Here is a 17,056-nt window from a genome sequence, read left to right as displayed (position 1 = left end):
GATGTCTTTAGATGAAATTTAAATTTCCACTGCAAAAAGTTTTAGAACATCGCAAGTTGACGGAAAATCTGAAGCAAAAGGATTTTCAGGAAGCCACGATGTATTTGAACCAAGAAAACGCTAAGCTTAATTCCATGATTCAACAAAAGACCATGGCCCATGAAAGTGCCGGCCAGCTTGTAAAACAAGGCGGTTCGCAAGGTCCAGCTCTGACCCAGGTTCATGAGTTCTTGAAAGGTCAGGAAGTCTTGATCGAAAAACAGAAGATGAAGGTCCAAGAAGCGGAAAAATTGGTCGAGTCGCGCCGAGAAATTTTGAAACAAGCCGCGCAGGAATATAAAATCATAGAAAAGATGCGCGAAAACCAATTCGAAGAATATCGTCAAAAACGCCTGCAAGACGATCAAAAAGAAATGGATGAACAAAGTATTTTGCGCTTTAAAGCGAAGGAATAAAAATACATGAAGAGCGGATACGATCAATTTTTCCAAAATGCACGCAAAGCAGCTGATCCTACATCTTCCCGCTCTAACGCTGTACGCTTTCAAAAAAAATCAAATGCGCCCAAATTAGATCTAGATCTTTCATCAGAAGAACTGGAACAGCAAATCCGTCGCCGTATGAAAATGAGCCAGCCCAAGAAAAGAAAAAAATCCGGCATTCCATGGAAAATCGTGGGTGTTTCATTCATGGGCTTGCTTATGGCCATCTATGGATTTCTTTATCATGAAGATGTTGAAAGCTTTGTAAAGCGCATTGAAATCACCATGGGCGGTGAAGCTTATGCCGCTGAACCGGCTAAACCCGCAGCTCCCGCCGCCTCCACGACAAAACCAGAAGAAGCTAAAGAAGCAAAGCCTGAAGCACCGGCGGCATTAACGGCTTCGGATTTAGATCACTTGCAAAAGCTCAATGATCGCAAAAAAGAACTCGATGCACGAGAAGAAGAGCTCAATCGTATGGAAGCAGAACTGCAAGTTCAAAAAGAAGAACTTGATAAACGCCTTAAGGATCTGGAAGGGATGCGCACCAAGATTTCCGGCATTTTAGAAGAACGTGTTAAAGTCGATTCTGAAAAAGTCGATACTTTAGTCCAAATGTATTCCAATATGAAAGCCCCGCAAGCGGCCAAAGTCTTTGAGACAATGGACGAGGATTTGGCAGTTGAAATACTTGGACGTATGAAAAAGAAGAATGCCGCTGATATTATGAATTTGTTGAAACCAGATAAAGCTCAAGTTCTTTCAGAGATGTTCGCTGGTTATAAGCGAGCCCCTGCAAGTGCGAAAACGGAAGCTGGTAAGTAGCGGAATAAATAATACTCCACGGAAGGAGGAATAATTTGTTAGCAAGCGTCGTTGGCCCGAAGGTGGCTGCGACCGATTTAAAGTCTCCATTGGATAAAAAGCCGATAGATAAAGACTTTAAAGGAAATGGATCCGAGCCCTCATTCGGAAAAGCGTTGGATGACAAGATGTCGACCAAGCAGCAACAACCGAAAGAGGTGAAAGAAAAACCGGAACCAGAGGTCGTAAGGGCAGAAACTAAGCCCACCAAGAAAACGACGGGAAGACAGCAGGCAATACAAGATTTCATGGACTCATTCGAGAGTGAATTCGAAATCCCTCCTACACGACTTGTAGAGGCGATGGCCCAGCTGAAAGATTCCCAACTAAAGATGGCTCCAGAGGATACGGCCGAAGCCGTAATCTCTCAATTGGATTTGCCTGCCGAAGATGCTGAGAAAGCTCAAGCGATGTACGCATCGCTTTTGGCTCAGCTCAATCAAATGCCTCAAGCTCCTAAAGAGCCTAGCATGATGGTTGGTGCGGGATTAACGAACCAGGGAATGCAAGAGCGTATCGCGTCGGCGCAAGGCCGCCAGGATATGCTTATGAAGTCCGTGGATCAGCTTAATTCTAAATTCTGGGCAAATCCTAAAGTGGCTCCGGCAGATCCGTCAATGACTCCAGGTCTACAAAACTTGACGGACACGGCAATGCAAACTGGCATGGAGAATCTCGAAGTCGACGAGTCTTCGTTTGCCAAGAACGCGATGGCACCGCAAGATTTGCCTCAAGTTCCGCAAGATTCTTTGCTTGATAAACTTCCGCCGCATTTGCGTGGGCAGATGAAAGAGGCGATGTCTCCTGCTTTGTTAGCGGCGTTAGCGGCAAAACACGCAGAAACTGCCCAAGCCCAGAATGGGGAAGCCACTCAAGGTGAAGAGCCGGTCTTGATCGACGAATTCCAGCAAGCCGCGCAGGCGCCTAAAGCTGAAGCTCCCGTGATGGGCGCGTCGGTGGTTGCAACTCAGGCAAAAAACCAGGCGGGAGCTGAGCAGTTTAATTCATCAGGACAAGACTCTTCATTCATGCAGCAAAACCCTCAAAGCAAGGTCGCGCAAAAAGCCGTCAGTGCGGCGAGTGAAGCTGCGGGAGAAGTTTTAAAGAAAGCGGACTTTAAGCAAAGTCTTTCGGGCTTAGAGGGGGTTCACGGAGCACCAATTAAGGGTGAAACCTTAAAAGCAGACATGGGCATGCCGATGGCAGCACCTGTCGCTCCAGGACAGACGCCAACACCGGCAGAAAACGAAGCCGCCGTGAAGCAAGTCATGAATCAAGCTCAATACCTTATCAAACAAGGTGGCGGCGAGATGAAAGTGCAGATGACTCCTGAGGGGATGGGAACCATTCACCTGAAAGTCATGCTTCAGGACGGTAAAGTGAACATGCAAATGTCGGCGGATACTCAAGAAGCGAAAAAGACGATTGAGTCTAGTCTAGCTGAACTGAAAACCAGTCTTGCTGCTCACAAACTGTCGATGGAAAATGTTAAGGTAGATGTTGTGAACTCAGCATCGACGGATACGGCGACTCAAAACCAAACCAATATGAACGGACAGAATCGAGATCAAGCTCGTCAATTCTGGAACCAGTTTAACGAAAACTTTGGCAACTCCGGACGCAGAGAATCTTGGTCCGACGTTTCAGGTTTACGTGGGTATGGAAAAAAGCAGCGTGATCCACTTCAACCCATCGAAACGGCAAGCCGTCCGGCGAACCGCGAAGTTGAAGGCAAAGGCAGTGGCTTGAATTTAGTGGCTTAACCGCCACGAGGGCAGTGTGTAGCGGCAGAGCCGCGGAACTGGAGCAATAATGACGATGGTAAACGCAAAACTTGGAGTGAACGCTTTCGGAGCGACGCAAACAAAGCCCGAAAATTTGGGAGCGTCGAATGTAAGTGCTCATGACAAGGATAAAGTCGGCGGCGAAAACGTCGGCGAGGTGTTGAATAAAATCGTGGATGCCAATTGGACGGATCCGTCGAAAAAAGTTCGCACGGCCGGTAATCCAAGTTTGGATAAAGATGCTTTCTTTAAGCTGATGCTAACGCAAATGAAAAATCAAGATCCGACGAATCCGTTAAAGTCGCATGAGATGGCCGCCCAGCTGGCGAACTTCTCATCACTAGAGCAAATGCAGAACATGAACAAAACATTGGAAGAGCTAAAGAATGCCCAGAAGCCTTCAGAAAACTTCCAAGCTTTGAACTTGATCGGTAAAGCAGTTGCCGGAGATTCATCCAAAGTCGTTCGCGGCGTGAATGACAAAGATCACGATTTCAAATTTAATTTGCCAATGGCCGCAGCGGAAGTAACGGTGAAAGTTCGCGATGCGGAAGGAAATGTTGTTCGTACTTACAATCTAAAAAACCTGAAAGAGGGAGCTAACAAACTCACTTGGAATGGTGAAGATGAAAAAGCGATGAAGTCGCCTCAAGGTGAATATCAATTCATGGCCGAAGCTAAGATGGCTGATGGCAGAAAGATGGGCATCAAGACAGATTTCGAAGGCATGATCACAGGTGTAAGTTATTCATCTGACGGCCCGGTTCTTCACGTAGGTAATCAAGCGATTCGCTTTACTGACGTGAAAAAGATCACGGACCCAAGTCTTATGAAGAACGACCAGAAAACAAATGATGTCACAAACCTAGACTTGAAAGAAAATGATGCCATGGGACAAACTAAGAAAGAGGCAAGTGTTGAGTCGCAAAAGACTACACCTTCTGCAGCTTCTACAGCAAAATCTAATCTGATGAACTCGGTAGGATTATCGAGAGACATGATGGAGAAGATCGCTAAGGAGACTTCGCAGTAATGGTAGACTTAAAGAAGATACAAACATTTGATCAACTTGTTCCGCAACCAGGTAAAGGGATTAAACAACCTGACTTGGGTAAGGGACCTTCCTTCAAGGAAACACTCGATGGTGTTGGTGGTTTAAAGCCGCAAAACAACATCGGCCAAGTGAGCCCTCAAGGTTTAGCGAAAGCGGCTGAAGGAGTGAAGTTTTCGAATCACGCGATTGAGCGGATGAGAACTCGGGGAATCAGTTATTCTCCAGAGGATATCACCAAGCTGACCGACGCGATTTCGAGAGCAGACGCGAAGGGCTCGAAGAATTCATTAGTGTTAATGAATGACTCAGCACTGATCGTCAGCGTGAAGAACAACACGGTGGTTACGGTGATGGACAAGAATGCGCTTAAAGAAAACGTATTCACGAACATCGACAGCACAGTGGTGATCTAGTTAACAGAGTGGTAGGGCTTAGTTAATTAGCGGATTTAAAAATTAAATAATTTGGGCCGGTCCTCGTAGAGGAGGCCCTCCAAACGACGGATTCCGATTGAAGACGTCAACGACATGGAGGTCAGAATGGGTATTCTTTCATCACTATATACGGGTGTTTCCGGTATGACAGCACAAGGCGAGGCCTTGGGGGTTATCGGGGATAATATCGCGAATGCGAACACCATCGGTTTCAAAGCCAGCCGTGCAGAATTCCAAGACATCATTTCTAAAAACTTAAAAGGCATCCTTGGTGGTAACCAAATTGGTCGCGGTGTTAAGATCGGTGCCGTAAATCCAATCCTGACTCAAGGTAACGTGGATGCGACTGAAAAAGTAACAGACTTAGCTATCTCTGGTGATGGTTACTTCAAAGTTAAAGGTTCTGACGGCGAATCATACACTCGTGACGGTTCTTTCCACTTTGACCGTGAAGGTTACTTGGTAACAAACGACAATCAAAAAGTACAAGGCTTCGGTGCGGATGAAAAAGGAAATATCGTTAATAAAATGACCGATATTAAATTCCCTCGCGCATTGATCCCAGCGAAAGCCACTAAAGAATTGAAATTAGATCTGAACTTAGACTCGCGCATGGAAGCGACTAAGAAATTCGATATCAAAGATCCATATTCGACTTCTCACTACTCTACAGGGGTTGAGATGTACGATTCTCAAGGTAACAAACACTTGGTCAGCTTCTTCTTCAATAAGACGGCAGACCGCGAGTGGGAATTCAAAGGCCTTGTTGACGGTAAAGAAATGACTGGCGGCGAAGAAGGCATGATGTCTCAAGCGTGTGCGGGTAAATTGAAATTTACAGTTGATGGTAAATTGGAATCTCAAGAGTTGTCTGAAAGTAACTTCAACTTCAAAGGCGGCGCTCTTCAAGGTCAACAAGTTAAAATCAACTTCGGTGATGCGATTGCTGAGGGTGGTAAAGGTTTGGATGGTACTAAACAGTACGGTAAGAACTCAGACCTTATCTCTTGGAATCAAGATGGTGCGGCGGCTGGTACGATCACGGGTTTGTCATTCAATGACGACGGTATCTTAACGGCAGTTTACTCAAACGGACAAGCGGCGGATTTGGCACAAATTGCTCTTGCGAAGTTCGAAAATCCGGAAGCGATGTTCAAAGTCGGTAACAACCGTTTGAAAGAATCTCGTGATTCTGGTGCGGCTTCAATGGGTGGTCCAGGTGCTGCTGGTCGCGGTAAACTTTTCGCGAAATCTTTAGAGCGTTCAACGGTCGACCTTGCGACGGAGTTCGTAAATATGATCCAAAATCAACGTGGCTTCCAAGCCAATGCGAAGACAATCACGACGACAGATGAACTTTTAAACGAGGTTATCCAACTTAAACGATAATCTTCTCTTTAAGCTAAACTAAACCATGTCGAAACAGGCTCCTTGACCCGGGGGCCTGTTTTTTTGCACCGGGTCGACTATTAGAACTTCCTCATGTTTGATTCGATTAAATGTATGTAATTTGCGGCAAAATCAGGCCCGTCTTCAAATTTGCGCCTTTTGTTTAGAAACAAACCTGGTATATGCTGACGTTCGCGTAATACAGATAACGAATTAGTAAGCTACGTTACAGAGGATGATGTTATGAGATGCTTAGTAGTTGAAGACGATAACGAAATCGCAACAATCGTAAAACAGGGCCTTGGCGAATTAGAAGGCGAAGTTGAAGTTGAGTCGAATGGTCGACGCGCTTATGAGCGTGCTTTGACAAACAATTACGACATCATCGTATTGGATTTGATGCTTCCAGAGATGGATGGTTACACATTTGCAAAATCTCTTCGCGAAAAAGAAGTTCAGACGCCAATCCTTATCTTGAGTGCATTGCGCGAACTGGATGACCGTCTTAAAGGTCTCAGCATGGGCGGTGATGATTATTTGACTAAACCATTTGCGATGGCAGAGCTTCAAATCCGGGTCAAAAATCTATTAAAGCGCGCGCAAAAAACTTCAGAAGTGACTCAATTGGTATTCCAAGATTTGAAGCTAAACCGCTTGAACCGTGACGTTGTTCGTGCGGGCCGCAAATTGGACCTGCAAGAGCGGGAGTTTGTGTTGCTGGATTTATTCATGAGCAATCCGAATAAAATCATCGGTAAGCAGACCATTCTTAAAGAAGTTTGGAATTACGACTTCGATCCGCAAACAAATGTGGTCGACGTTCTTGTCTGCCGTTTGCGCAATAAATTGGAAAAAGATTTCCCTACACGCCTAATCTATACAGTCAGAGGCGTAGGCTATGTTCTTAAGTCGTCTTAAGCCGACGCTCTTTCGAATCAGCACCAAATTAACGCTCGCGTATTCTTTGGTGCTGATTTTAGGTTGTACCGTCATTTTCAGTTACCTTTACATTCAAATCCGCCAAGGCTTCATTAAGCAAGAGCAGGCGGCTTTAAGCACGAAGCTTGAAGAAATCATGCCGCTGCTTCAAACCCATGGTTTGGAAAAGTTTGAAGCAACCTATGGTAGTTCTCTTCAGTTTTTACAAGATTCTGGCGTTTTATTAATGGTGGTTTCGCCTCGCGCGGATACCTTGGCCATTCATGAACCGCAGGTGCCTTTAAGAGTCGATTTAGAAAACTTAAAAATGGAATCCATCAATCAAAAAGAGCAGCACTTTGACTTTGTCACTGAAAAATCGGCGGATTTTGAATCTTTGATTGTGGCCGGGATGACGTTGCCTGACGAAACTCGTTTGGTATTGGCGCGCAATATGGATAACTTTTCAGAGCCTTTAAATAATATCCGCGAGATGTTTTGGTGGATGTTGTTACCGGTGGCTTTGATCGGTTTTGTCGGGGGGCTGTTTCTTTCAAGCCGCACATTGATTCCAGTTCGTGAGTTGATCGTGTCGATGAAAAAAATTGAAAGCGGATCGTTATCCACGCGTGTTCCCGTGACCGGAAATGATGACGAGTTGGAAGAGCTTAAGGTTCTTTGCAATCGCATGTTGGATAAAATTGAAAGTCTGGTCAACGGACTTAAAGAAGCTTTTGATCATTTGGCTCATGATATTCGCACTCCGGTGACACGTTTACGGGGGCGTGCGGAACTGGCATTGATGGCCGAGGGAGATGTCGAGTCTTACCGCGAAGCTCTGCAAAGCTGTTATGAAAACTCGGATAAAATTCTTAGTTTCTTACAAGTTCTCACCGATATTACCGAGGCGGAGAACCGCAGTCGTAAGCTCAAGCTTGAAAAGAAATACATCAGTGATTTAGTTCGCGAAATCATGGATCTTTATGAGATGGCTTTTGAAGAAAAAAACACCAAGGTCACCTTGAAACTTGATTCCAATGATTGGGCGATGGTCGATGCCCGCCTTATCAGTCGGGTGATTGCCAATCTTTTAGACAACGCTCACAAATACACTCCGGACGGGGGTGAAGTGACGATTCAGACAATCAACCAAACTGAAAATGTCATCTTGCGAGTGACTGATACCGGCCCGGGCATTGCGGGTGAAGAGCACTCAATGATCTGGCAAAAGCTTTATCGCAGCGATAAAAGCCGTTCGGAATATGGCATGGGCTTAGGCCTCACGTTTGTCAAAGCGGTGGTGGAAGCCCACGATGGCAAGGTGTCTGTGCGCAGTCCGGTCAAAGATGGCAAAGGGACAGAGTTCGAAGTTCTTTTGCAAAAGATGTCTTAAAAAAAGCCCCGATAAAATCGGGGCTTAAACGGATGGGACAACGATCGTTTGCGTCGAGTTCAACGTTGTCAGGTTTCCTAAAACTATTTATTAGCTGCTTGTTTTTCTTTGACACATTTTTTGATGTCAGCTTTAGCCACACCTTCTTGACGGCATTGTTTCGCCAATTTTTTGTATTGGGATTTACCACCACCAGCAAAAGTAAGTGGGCTGACAAGAAGAACAGCTGAAAGAACCATAACTGATAAACGCATGAGATACTCCTTTTTATGATCACATGTCGATTCTCATGTTAGGCACTGGGCCCTGTTCTCTCAATGGACGAAAATAAAAATTCTTTTAACTATGTCTTTTCCGAGATGATTTTTTGCGATCCGGACTTATTTGTGCCATCTTTATACGCAAGATGAATTTGCTGATCGTAGACGATGAACCAGAAATTTTGAAACAGATGATCATTCTGACGGAGGGAAATGGCCACACGGTCAAGTCCGCGACTTCGCTTGAGTCTTTACAGCAGTTTGTAAAGACGAAAGCTTTCTATCCTCATGTTATCATTTTAGATCGCATCTTAAATGGATCAGATTCGTTATCCCAGGTGGCTCATCTTAAAACAGTGTTTGCGGATTCTAGACTTTTGATTGTTTCCGCGATTGATACGGCTTTTGAAAAAGCCAAAGCCCTGGATGCAGGAGCCGATGACTATATCGCCAAACCTTTTTCGGCCGTGGAATTGATTGCGCGTATAAATGCCTTGGTTCGACGAAAAAAACTTTATGGTGAAGGTGCGCAGCTGCAGATCGCCAACGTAATCTTGGACAAAGAGGATCGTTCCGTGAAGGTGGATGGCAGCGTGGACGTTTCTTTATCGCAAAAAGAATTTCAAGTCCTGATGATGTTCGCGTCCAATCCGGGAAAGATTTTTCCGAAGGACTTAATTTTAGAACAAATTTGGCAATCTTCTAATGAGGTCGAATCTAAGGTGGTTGAGGCCACCATCAATAATCTTCGTCGTAAGCTTGAAGGTCACAAGGCGCAGATCAATATTAAAAACATGCGCAACGTGGGGTACTGGCTTGAGACGTAAGTTCTTTTTTATCTCTCTGCTGGTATTATTAGTGACGGCCTTTTCCGTGGCGGGAATTTTACTGACCTATTTCCGCACAGAGCGGTTGGCCTTTTTAGACGATCAAATTCGCCAGTCGGCGACCTCCATCGTGGAATCGAAGCTTTCAGAGCTCAAAACCTATGATGACGATGAAGCCGACGAAATGATTTCTGAAGAGCTCGGGCCCAATCGACTGGGAAAATTCTTTGTTGTGCGCCGAGCGGGGGAAATTCTTTTTTCGACGGAAAACGTGACTCTTTTAGAAACTCAGATTCCGCAAGATCCGCAATGGGTGACGGTGCAAACAGAAGATCACTTTATTCGCGCCTTGAATTTAAAGCTTCCACGCTTTCAGAACCGTACTTTGCAGGTGGGCGCGATTGTCGATAAAAGTTTTATCTCGCTAACTTTCGTGAATAATCGCACGGTGGTCGCGATTTTTGTTATTCTTTTTGTGATCTTGATATTCACCTGGTTTTTATCGGCCTATCTTTTTTCGCCGATTCGAAATCTTTCGCGATATTTAAATTTAGCGACCAAAGCCTTAGAAGATAACTCCGAAGTTCCCGTGCCTCCGGAAAGGCTTAAAAAAGAAGGCCGCTTTTTTGGTCGCAACGAAAAAGATGAATTTCGTCAACTGGTCCGCGTTTTGGCAGAGATGGTTGATAAGATCAACATCAGTCGAAAGTTTATGAAATCTTGGACTTTCCAAATGGCCCACGAACTCAAGACTCCGTTGACAATCGTGAACCGTGACTTTGAAGTGATCTCTGAAAAGTACGGTGTAGAAACAAGATCAGTGCAAGAGGTTCAAGCGAACATTGATAAGATCTCGCTGACAGTTTCGAGTTTTTTAGATTGGGCCGAACTGACAAGCCAAAAAATTCCGGGCAATTTGTATGTTGTTAATGTTGAAGAAGTCCTGTCTCCTATTTTAAATAATCTACAAAAAATTTACGGACCGCGGATCAAGGTGAATCAAGCTCAAAGCTTTCAAGTGCTGTCCAACCCTTTGCATCTGGATCAATTATTAACGAACACTCTTAGTAATGCCTTAAAATATTCCGAAGGAGACGTCGAAGTTTCTTTTGCCGATAGTATTTTGACGATTAGGGATCATGGTGAAGGAATTCCACCAGAGGTTTTAACTCGCATCGGATCACCGTTTAACAAAAGTACGCAAAAGAAAAAGGGAATTGGTCTGGGGCTAGCCTGGATTAAGACGATCTGCGATCTGTATGGTTGGCAATATGAATTCAAAAACTCTGAAGGGACGGAGTTTAAAGTCCAATTCCCTCCAGTGATTGCGGAAGCTTCGACTTAGAATCCTAATTTAACTCGCTCTAAAGCCGTCGGAACATTTTTGTAACGTCCGCCATTTTCACCCGGATATTCCGGGGCCATCAAATAACAAGTATAGAAATATTTCTGATCCATGCTGCCACGACCTGACGGATGACCTTTGTAAGGAAAGCGATGACGCAAATAAGTGGGGTCTTCGGCAACTTTGCCGTTTACAAGATCAAAGGTCCAAAATGCAGATCCACCATAGCTGACAATCAATCCATGGGGTGAAGACCAAACCGAAGTTACGCCGGGATCTAAAATCGATCCCTGAGAGATAATTTTATTTGTTTCTAAATCAAGAGTGATAATGCCACGGAACGGAGGCGGCGCCGGAGGTCTGACCAAAGAAAAATTATCCATCACAATATACGCATAGCGACCCTCGACGCTTACATCCATTGCCATAGACTCTAAAGGCATTTGTTCTCGCAAAAGACGGAATTGATTCACCAGACGTTTTTTAGTCAGATCATAAATCGAAATACCCAAACGACCGTGGGCGATGATCATTTTATCCTGATACTGGGCCCATCCTTGCGCGTGCTCCATGTAAGCTTTGGGGTGACCTAGGGCATAAGTTTCAGCTTCGCTGACCTTTTTTTGTTCAGTGGTGTTCCATTCCTCCACGGTAGAGGAAGTCAGAACAAAAGTGTGCCCGCCATGGGTCACAAGTCCCAGTGGCGAACCGGTGGTTGGTAAAACTATTTCTTTATCTTCAGACAAAGAAAGAATTTTTAAGGAGCCCGTGACCCCGCCAAAACCCATATACAGATTATTCTCATCAAAATCGACAAAGCTGCCGCATTTTTTTTGCGATTCAAGTTTCGCACGAATGATTTCTGAATCTTGAGCGAAAGCCGTGCTGGTCGCGGCTACCAGGGAAACTAATAAAAAGAAAAACTTCATAAGGACTCCTCCGCCCAGAAGTTTCGGCAATGGGAGGGGAGTTGTCACCGCAACAATGTGTTGCTGCGGTATCGCGACAGGATTTTAAAGGGGTTTATCTTGAAAACCAATACGCCCCACCATTGGAAGCTTTAAAGCCGGTCGGAAAAAGTCGACGCCTAAGCTCATACCCAGGATATTGACTTCTATGCCGTCACCTAATCCGAGCGTAAAGCCCAAAAGACCAAAGACAGAAAATTGAAAGCCCGTGCGTGTTTCCGAAACGCCGAATAAAGAGCCTTTATTGATCCAATCTTTCCCGACGGCATTGGCCGGCAGTTCTACTCCAATCTCTGGGGTGCGGCGAATGATATAAGACACAAAACTGTTCGAGTTTGGCCCCGGCCAGACACGGTAATCTTTTTGATAAGGATAGGACTTAGCCGCTTCCCGAATTTTTGGAATGGCACTTTCTGCGCCTGGGCCGCGCAAATCGCGCAACAATTCAGGCATCGCCCCAAACCATCTTCCGTCAGGAATAGATTCTTGCACCACCACGACATCAAGACCGCGGCGGGCCCGGTAGCCGATCACCTGAAAAGTTTCATAAAAATCCGCATCTTTTTCTTTGATCGCAATCCAAGTATGAACACCAAAGTGGCCCTTCCAGCCCACCGTGCGCGCGGCATAAATTTGCACCACCGCACGTTTTTCATCTTGGGGTGAGGGAGCAATACCCGCACTGCTGCGATCAGCCGTGCGCCAGTCTTGAGCTTGAGCAAAATTTCCGAAAAGGGCGAGCAGAAGAGTGCTTAAGAATTTCATATTCCCAGATAACTTTTGCGAACTTCGTCGTTGTTTAAAAGATTTTGTGCAGAGTCTTGCATTACCACGCGGCCTGTTTCTAAGACATATGCGCGGTGAGAGATCTTTAAAGCCATGCGGGCATTTTGTTCCACCAAAAGAACGGTCATACCTTCTTGGTTTAATTTTTTCACAATCTCAAAAATCTGCGCGACAATCAGGGGAGCTAAACCCAAAGAAGGCTCATCTAAAAGTAAAAGCTCTGGACGAGACATCAAAGCACGACTGATGGCAAGCATTTGTTGTTCGCCTCCAGAAAGTGTTCCGGCCATTTGCCACACGCGCTCTTTAAGGCGCGGGAAAAGTCCAAAGCACATTTCTAAGTCGTCTTTAATCTGGGCTTTGTCTTGACGATGATAGGCGCCCATTTCGAGATTTTCTAAAACACTCATTTGCGGAAATACGCCGCGTCCTTCGGGGGATTGGGCAATCCCTAAGGTCACTCGTTTATAAGAAGGTACGATCAGCAAATCGTTGCCACGAAAAGAAATCTTCCCGCGGCAAGGAACCAGCCCCGACAAGGCTCTTAAGGTCGTGCTTTTCCCCGCGCCATTAGCACCAATCAAAGAAACCACTTCGCCTTTTTCCACGTTAAAGCTCACACCTTTTAAAGCGTGAATGGCTCCGTAAAAAACTTCTAAGTTTTCAACTTGCAATAAACTCATGGAGCTTCCTCCACACCCAAATAAGCTTCGATCACTTTTTGCGATGCTTGAATTTTTTCGGCCGCGCCTTCTTCGATTTTTACCCCGTGATCAAGAACAATGATGTTTTCACAGATTCCCATGACCAGCTTCATATCATGCTCGATCAATAAGACAGTTAATTTAAAGTTCTCCCGGATATGGGCGATCGTGTCCATGAGGTGATGAGTTTCGGAATGGTTCATACCGGCCGCGGGCTCATCTAATAATATAATTTTAGGATTAGTGGCTAATGCTCGCACGATTTCAAGCTTGCGCTGTTCTCCGTAAGGTAGGGCTGAAGCTGATTCATGCGCCTTATGATCTAAATGAAAGATCTTTAAAAGATCCATCGCTTTGTCGCGCAAATCCATTTCTGCTTGATGATATTTCTTAGTCTGTAAAAGCACGTCGACGAGGCTGTAATGCATATGCTGATGACCGGCGATCAATACATTGTCCAAAACCGAAAGACCTTTAAACAGGCGAATATTCTGAAAGGTGCGGGTCATGCCTCGATGAGAAATCTCGTAAGGCTTTACACCCTTTAAAGATTTACCACATAAAAAAACTTCACCTCTGGTAGGTTGATAAACCCCGGTCAGCATATTAAAGACGGTGGTTTTGCCGGCCCCATTCGGGCCGATAAGACCAACTAACTGACCTTTATTGATTTTAAATTCCAAATTATCAACAGCCTTAAGGCCGCCGAACTGCATGGTGATTCCACGAGCCTCAAGAAGAGCGTCGGACATATTTCCTCCACAAATCTGTGATTTCGCTTTCACCAAAAATACCTTTAGGTCTTAAGATCATCACTAAAATCAAAGCTAAAGAATAAATCACCATGCGCAGATCGACGCCGGTTAAGTCCTGTAATGGACGAAGAGCCTCCGGTAAAGCCGTGATTAAGATGGCCGCGACAATCGATCCTGTCATTGATCCCATGCCGCCCAAAACGACCATGATCACGGCATTTACACTTTGCAAGAAGGTGAATGACGACGGACTGATGAAATTAGTGAAGTGAGCATATAAGGCACCCGCCACGCCAGCAAAAAAACTCGACATCACAAAGGCACGCACTTTCATGCGCGTGGTGTTGATCCCCATGCTTTCTGCCGCGATTTCATCTTCACGCACGCTCAAAAAACCGCGGCCATAAGTGGAATGCATCACGCGCCAAATCGCAAAAAAGCAGATCAACAACCAAACGGAAGCGAAACTAAAAGAATAGATAAAAGAGCCAAAGCTTGGAATTCCCGAATAACCCCGAGGTCCCCCTAAGAAATCCATGTTTAATAAGGTCACGCGGATGATTTCACCAAATCCCAAAGTGACAATGGCCAGATAGTCACCTTTTAAACGCAATGAAGGTAAGCCCACCAAAAACCCCGCCACCGCCGCCATGAGCCCGGCACCGATCGCAAATAAAAAGAATTCTACAAATCTTAATGATTCCGGCATGAAGTTCCACTTTGTGCTGGCATAAGCAGTAAAGTAGGCGCCGATAGCCATAAATCCGGCATGGCCTAATGAAAATTGTCCGGTGTAACCATTGACCAGATTTAAACTCATCGCCAGTAAACAGTTCACGGCCGCAAATAGCACGATCAACTGAATGTATGAATTAAATCCGAAACTAAAAACAAAACCAACGGCGATCAGGGCAAGTAAACTTAAAAGTGGATTTTTAAAAGCCTTCATTAGACTTTCTCCACCGTGTATTTGCCCAAGATGCCAGCCGGACGGAAGATTAAGATCACAATCAATATCCCGAATGCGAAGGCATCGCGGTATGTACTAGAAATATAAGCGACCACCATTTCTTCAGACAGACCCATGATCAAGGCTCCTAAAACAGCGCCGCCTACATTGCCGATGCCTCCGAGGACAGCGGCGACAAAGGCCTTCATCCCAATCATCATGCCCATTAAGGGGTCGATCTTAGGATATTTCATTCCCACCAGAATACTGCCGATGGCCGCTAAGCAAGAACCGACGACGAAAGTAAAGGCGATGATTTTATCCGGGTTTACACCCATCAAGCTTGCCACAGAAGAATTCGCGCTGACGGCGCGCATGGCTTTACCTAACTTGGTTTTAAAAATTAAAAACTGCAAAGCCAGCATTGCCAGAACGCTGACGATAAGGACGGTGACATCAAAAGATTTAATTTCAATAGCGCCGATGCTAAACAAGACAAAATCATTCATAACTTCGGGGAAAACTTTGGGATCGGCACCAAAAACAACTTGGGCAGAGTATTGAAGAAACAAGCTCACCCCGATGGCCGTGATCAGAATATTTAATTTTGGAGCTTTACGTAAAGGACGATAAGCGAAGCGTTCAATGGTCAGTCCCAAAAGACTGCAAAAGAACATCGCCACCACTAACAATAGAATTAAAGTGAAAACACCGGGGCTGGTTTCAAGCCCCATGAGGCGTGCCGCATAGTAGGCGACAAAAGCGCCGATCATATAAACGTCGGCATGGGCGAAGTTGATCATTTTCAGGATTCCATACACCATGGTGTAACCAAGGGCGATCAGAGCGTAAATGGAGCCAAGACTGATGCCGTTGATTATATGTTGAATGAAATCCTGCATGCGTCGTGTACTTCCTTTATGGAGTGATCGTAGTCATGTACTTACGAGCATTACCGTCCACTTGAATAACCACGGCACTCTTCGTTGCATCGCGATTTTCGTTCAAAGTGATTTTTCCAGTAACGCCGCCGAAATCTTTAGTCTTAGCCAGTTCATCACGGATTGATTTAGATGACAAGTCTGCAGAACGTTCTAAAGCCGCGATCAAGATTTTTGCAGCATCATAACCTAAAGCTGCCAATGCATCTGGAGTCTCATTGTATTTCGCTTTGAATTTCTTTACGAACTCTGTCACCGCTGGATCTGTCGATTCCGTCGTGTAGTGATTTGAGTAATAGCTTCCGTTGATAGCTTGCTTACCGATTTCAAATAACTTTTCGCTGTCCCATCCGTCACCACCCATCAAAGGAGCTTTGATACCCAGCTGACGAGCTTGTTGGGCGATCAAGCCAACTTCGGTGTAATAGCCCGGAACGTAAATAGCCTCTGGGTTTTTAGAGCGAATTTGAGTCAACTGAGCTTTGAAATCAATATCACCGGCTTGATAGCTTAGATCTGCCACGATTTCGCCACCGGATTTTTTAAATTCAGTATTAAAAACATCTGCCAAGCCAACGCTGTAATCATTTTTGACGTCGCGTAAGATGGCGACTTTTTTAATCTTCAAGTTTTCTGTCGCAAACTTCGCCATCACGAAGCCTTGGAAAGGATCAATAAAGCAGACACGGAAAACATGATCACCGATTTTTGTCACATCGGGGTTTGTCGATGCAGGGGAGACAAAAGGAATTTTATGAGATTGCGCGATGGGAGCCGCTGCTTTTGAGCGTCCGCTGGCAACGCCACCGATGATGGCGACCACGTTGTTTTGCGTAATCAAACGAGTCACGGCCGCGGCCGCTTCTTCATTTTTTCCTTGGTCATCAAGAGTGATCAAAGAAAGTTTTTTTCCTTTGATACCCCCAGCATCATTCACTTCATCAAACGCCATACGTACGCCCTTGTTGGTGCTAAGACCAAAAGTCGCATCACTGCCGGTCAGAGAGTCGTATTCCCCGATAAGAATTTCGTTGGTTTTTTTTGTGCAGCCCGAAAGAAGCGGCAACACAACAAGAAGGCTAACAAGTAGACGTTTCATGGATCCTCATTTCTTATGCTTTGTCTAAAGATATCCCTTAGAATTCAAGCATCTAGAAATGAGGTCAAGTTAAAGCTGCTTCAGCTTCATGGCTTTCGCCGCTC

At 45.2% G+C, this 17,056-nt stretch carries 18 protein-coding genes; 10 read left to right on the top strand and 8 right to left on the bottom strand.

Annotated elements, in window-relative coordinates; translation table 11 throughout:
- Window positions 1-11 precede the first annotated feature (11 nt).
- From fliJ to AZI86_RS03800, 8 genes are all read left to right on the top strand, one after another.
- The gene (gene fliJ, locus AZI86_RS03835) at window positions 12-455 is read left to right on the top strand and encodes a flagellar export protein FliJ (protein WP_061833767.1); all 444 of its coding nucleotides are present in this window, start codon (window positions 12-14) and stop codon (window positions 453-455) included.
- Window positions 456-461: 6 nt separating this feature from the next.
- The gene (locus AZI86_RS03830) at window positions 462-1,307 is read left to right on the top strand and encodes a MotE family protein (protein WP_061833766.1); all 846 of its coding nucleotides are present in this window, start codon (window positions 462-464) and stop codon (window positions 1,305-1,307) included.
- A gap of 35 nt (window positions 1,308-1,342) precedes the next feature.
- Window positions 1,343-3,109 (top strand): flagellar hook-length control protein FliK, encoded by a 1,767-nt coding sequence (locus AZI86_RS03825; RefSeq protein ID WP_061833765.1) that lies wholly within the window; start codon window positions 1,343-1,345, stop codon window positions 3,107-3,109.
- A 49-nt stretch (window positions 3,110-3,158) separates the two neighbouring features.
- A complete protein-coding gene (locus tag AZI86_RS03820) occupies window positions 3,159-4,163 on the top strand; it encodes a flagellar hook assembly protein FlgD (RefSeq protein WP_061833764.1) in 1,005 nt (334 codons plus the stop codon).
- A complete protein-coding gene (locus tag AZI86_RS03815; protein WP_061833763.1) occupies window positions 4,163-4,597 on the top strand; it encodes a TIGR02530 family flagellar biosynthesis protein in 435 nt (144 codons plus the stop codon). The genes AZI86_RS03820 and AZI86_RS03815 overlap by 1 nt, the downstream gene beginning before the upstream one ends.
- A 126-nt stretch (window positions 4,598-4,723) precedes the next feature.
- Window positions 4,724-6,007 carry a flagellar hook protein FlgE gene (locus AZI86_RS03810; RefSeq protein ID WP_061833762.1) on the top strand — a complete coding sequence of 428 codons (1,284 nt, stop codon included), beginning with the start codon at window positions 4,724-4,726 and terminating at the stop codon, window positions 6,005-6,007.
- Window positions 6,008-6,250: 243 nt separating this feature from the next.
- The gene (locus AZI86_RS03805) at window positions 6,251-6,925 is read left to right on the top strand and encodes a response regulator (protein ID WP_061833761.1); all 675 of its coding nucleotides are present in this window, start codon (window positions 6,251-6,253) and stop codon (window positions 6,923-6,925) included.
- A complete protein-coding gene (locus AZI86_RS03800) occupies window positions 6,906-8,318 on the top strand; it encodes a sensor histidine kinase (protein ID WP_061833760.1) in 1,413 nt (470 codons plus the stop codon). The genes AZI86_RS03805 and AZI86_RS03800 overlap by 20 nt, the downstream gene beginning before the upstream one ends.
- A gap of 83 nt (window positions 8,319-8,401) precedes the next feature.
- Here the strand turns inward: AZI86_RS03800 and AZI86_RS19160 are convergent, their stop codons facing one another.
- Window positions 8,402-8,572: a hypothetical protein gene (locus AZI86_RS19160; protein ID WP_157684616.1), complete on the bottom strand. Its 171-nt coding sequence runs from the start codon at window positions 8,570-8,572 to the stop codon at window positions 8,402-8,404.
- Between the two features lie 152 nt (window positions 8,573-8,724).
- Between AZI86_RS19160 and AZI86_RS03795 the strand changes: the two genes are divergently transcribed.
- On the top strand, window positions 8,725-9,405 hold the full coding sequence (locus AZI86_RS03795) for a response regulator transcription factor (RefSeq protein WP_061833759.1): 681 nt from the start codon (window positions 8,725-8,727) through the stop codon (window positions 9,403-9,405).
- Window positions 9,395-10,750: a sensor histidine kinase gene (locus AZI86_RS03790; protein ID WP_061833758.1), complete on the top strand. Its 1,356-nt coding sequence runs from the start codon at window positions 9,395-9,397 to the stop codon at window positions 10,748-10,750. The genes AZI86_RS03795 and AZI86_RS03790 overlap by 11 nt, the downstream gene beginning before the upstream one ends.
- On the opposite strand, the gene AZI86_RS03785 is transcribed toward AZI86_RS03790, so the two are convergent.
- From AZI86_RS03785 to AZI86_RS03755, 7 genes are all read right to left on the bottom strand, one after another.
- Entirely contained in the window at window positions 10,747-11,679 is a 933-nt protein-coding gene (locus AZI86_RS03785) for a hypothetical protein (protein ID WP_061833757.1), read from the bottom strand. The two genes, AZI86_RS03790 and AZI86_RS03785, sit on opposite strands and share 4 nt — an antisense overlap.
- Window positions 11,680-11,763: 84 nt before the next feature.
- Window positions 11,764-12,483, bottom strand: coding sequence for a DUF3750 domain-containing protein (locus AZI86_RS03780; protein WP_061833756.1), 720 nt, complete (start codon window positions 12,481-12,483; stop codon window positions 11,764-11,766).
- Window positions 12,480-13,187: an ABC transporter ATP-binding protein gene (locus tag AZI86_RS03775; protein ID WP_061833755.1), complete on the bottom strand. Its 708-nt coding sequence runs from the start codon at window positions 13,185-13,187 to the stop codon at window positions 12,480-12,482. Before AZI86_RS03775 ends, AZI86_RS03780 begins: the two co-directional genes overlap by 4 nt.
- Complete coding sequence (locus AZI86_RS03770; RefSeq protein WP_061833754.1) at window positions 13,184-13,960, bottom strand: ABC transporter ATP-binding protein; 777 nt, start codon at window positions 13,958-13,960, stop codon at window positions 13,184-13,186. The genes AZI86_RS03775 and AZI86_RS03770 overlap by 4 nt, the downstream gene beginning before the upstream one ends.
- On the bottom strand, window positions 13,941-14,912 hold the full coding sequence (locus tag AZI86_RS03765) for a branched-chain amino acid ABC transporter permease (RefSeq protein ID WP_061833753.1): 972 nt from the start codon (window positions 14,910-14,912) through the stop codon (window positions 13,941-13,943). The genes AZI86_RS03770 and AZI86_RS03765 overlap by 20 nt, the downstream gene beginning before the upstream one ends.
- A complete protein-coding gene (locus AZI86_RS03760; RefSeq protein WP_061833752.1) occupies window positions 14,912-15,814 on the bottom strand; it encodes a branched-chain amino acid ABC transporter permease in 903 nt (300 codons plus the stop codon). The genes AZI86_RS03765 and AZI86_RS03760 overlap by 1 nt, the downstream gene beginning before the upstream one ends.
- Before the next feature lie 16 nt (window positions 15,815-15,830).
- Entirely contained in the window at window positions 15,831-16,952 is a 1,122-nt protein-coding gene (locus AZI86_RS03755) for an ABC transporter substrate-binding protein (protein WP_061833751.1), read from the bottom strand.
- Window positions 16,953-17,056 lie beyond the last annotated feature (104 nt).

It is taken from the genome of Bdellovibrio bacteriovorus, assembly GCF_001592735.1.
Classification (GTDB): Bacteria; Bdellovibrionota; Bdellovibrionia; order Bdellovibrionales; family Bdellovibrionaceae; genus Bdellovibrio; species Bdellovibrio bacteriovorus_D.
Note: the sequence above shows the minus strand (reverse complement) of the source record. Positions and strands in the feature narration are given on the sequence as shown.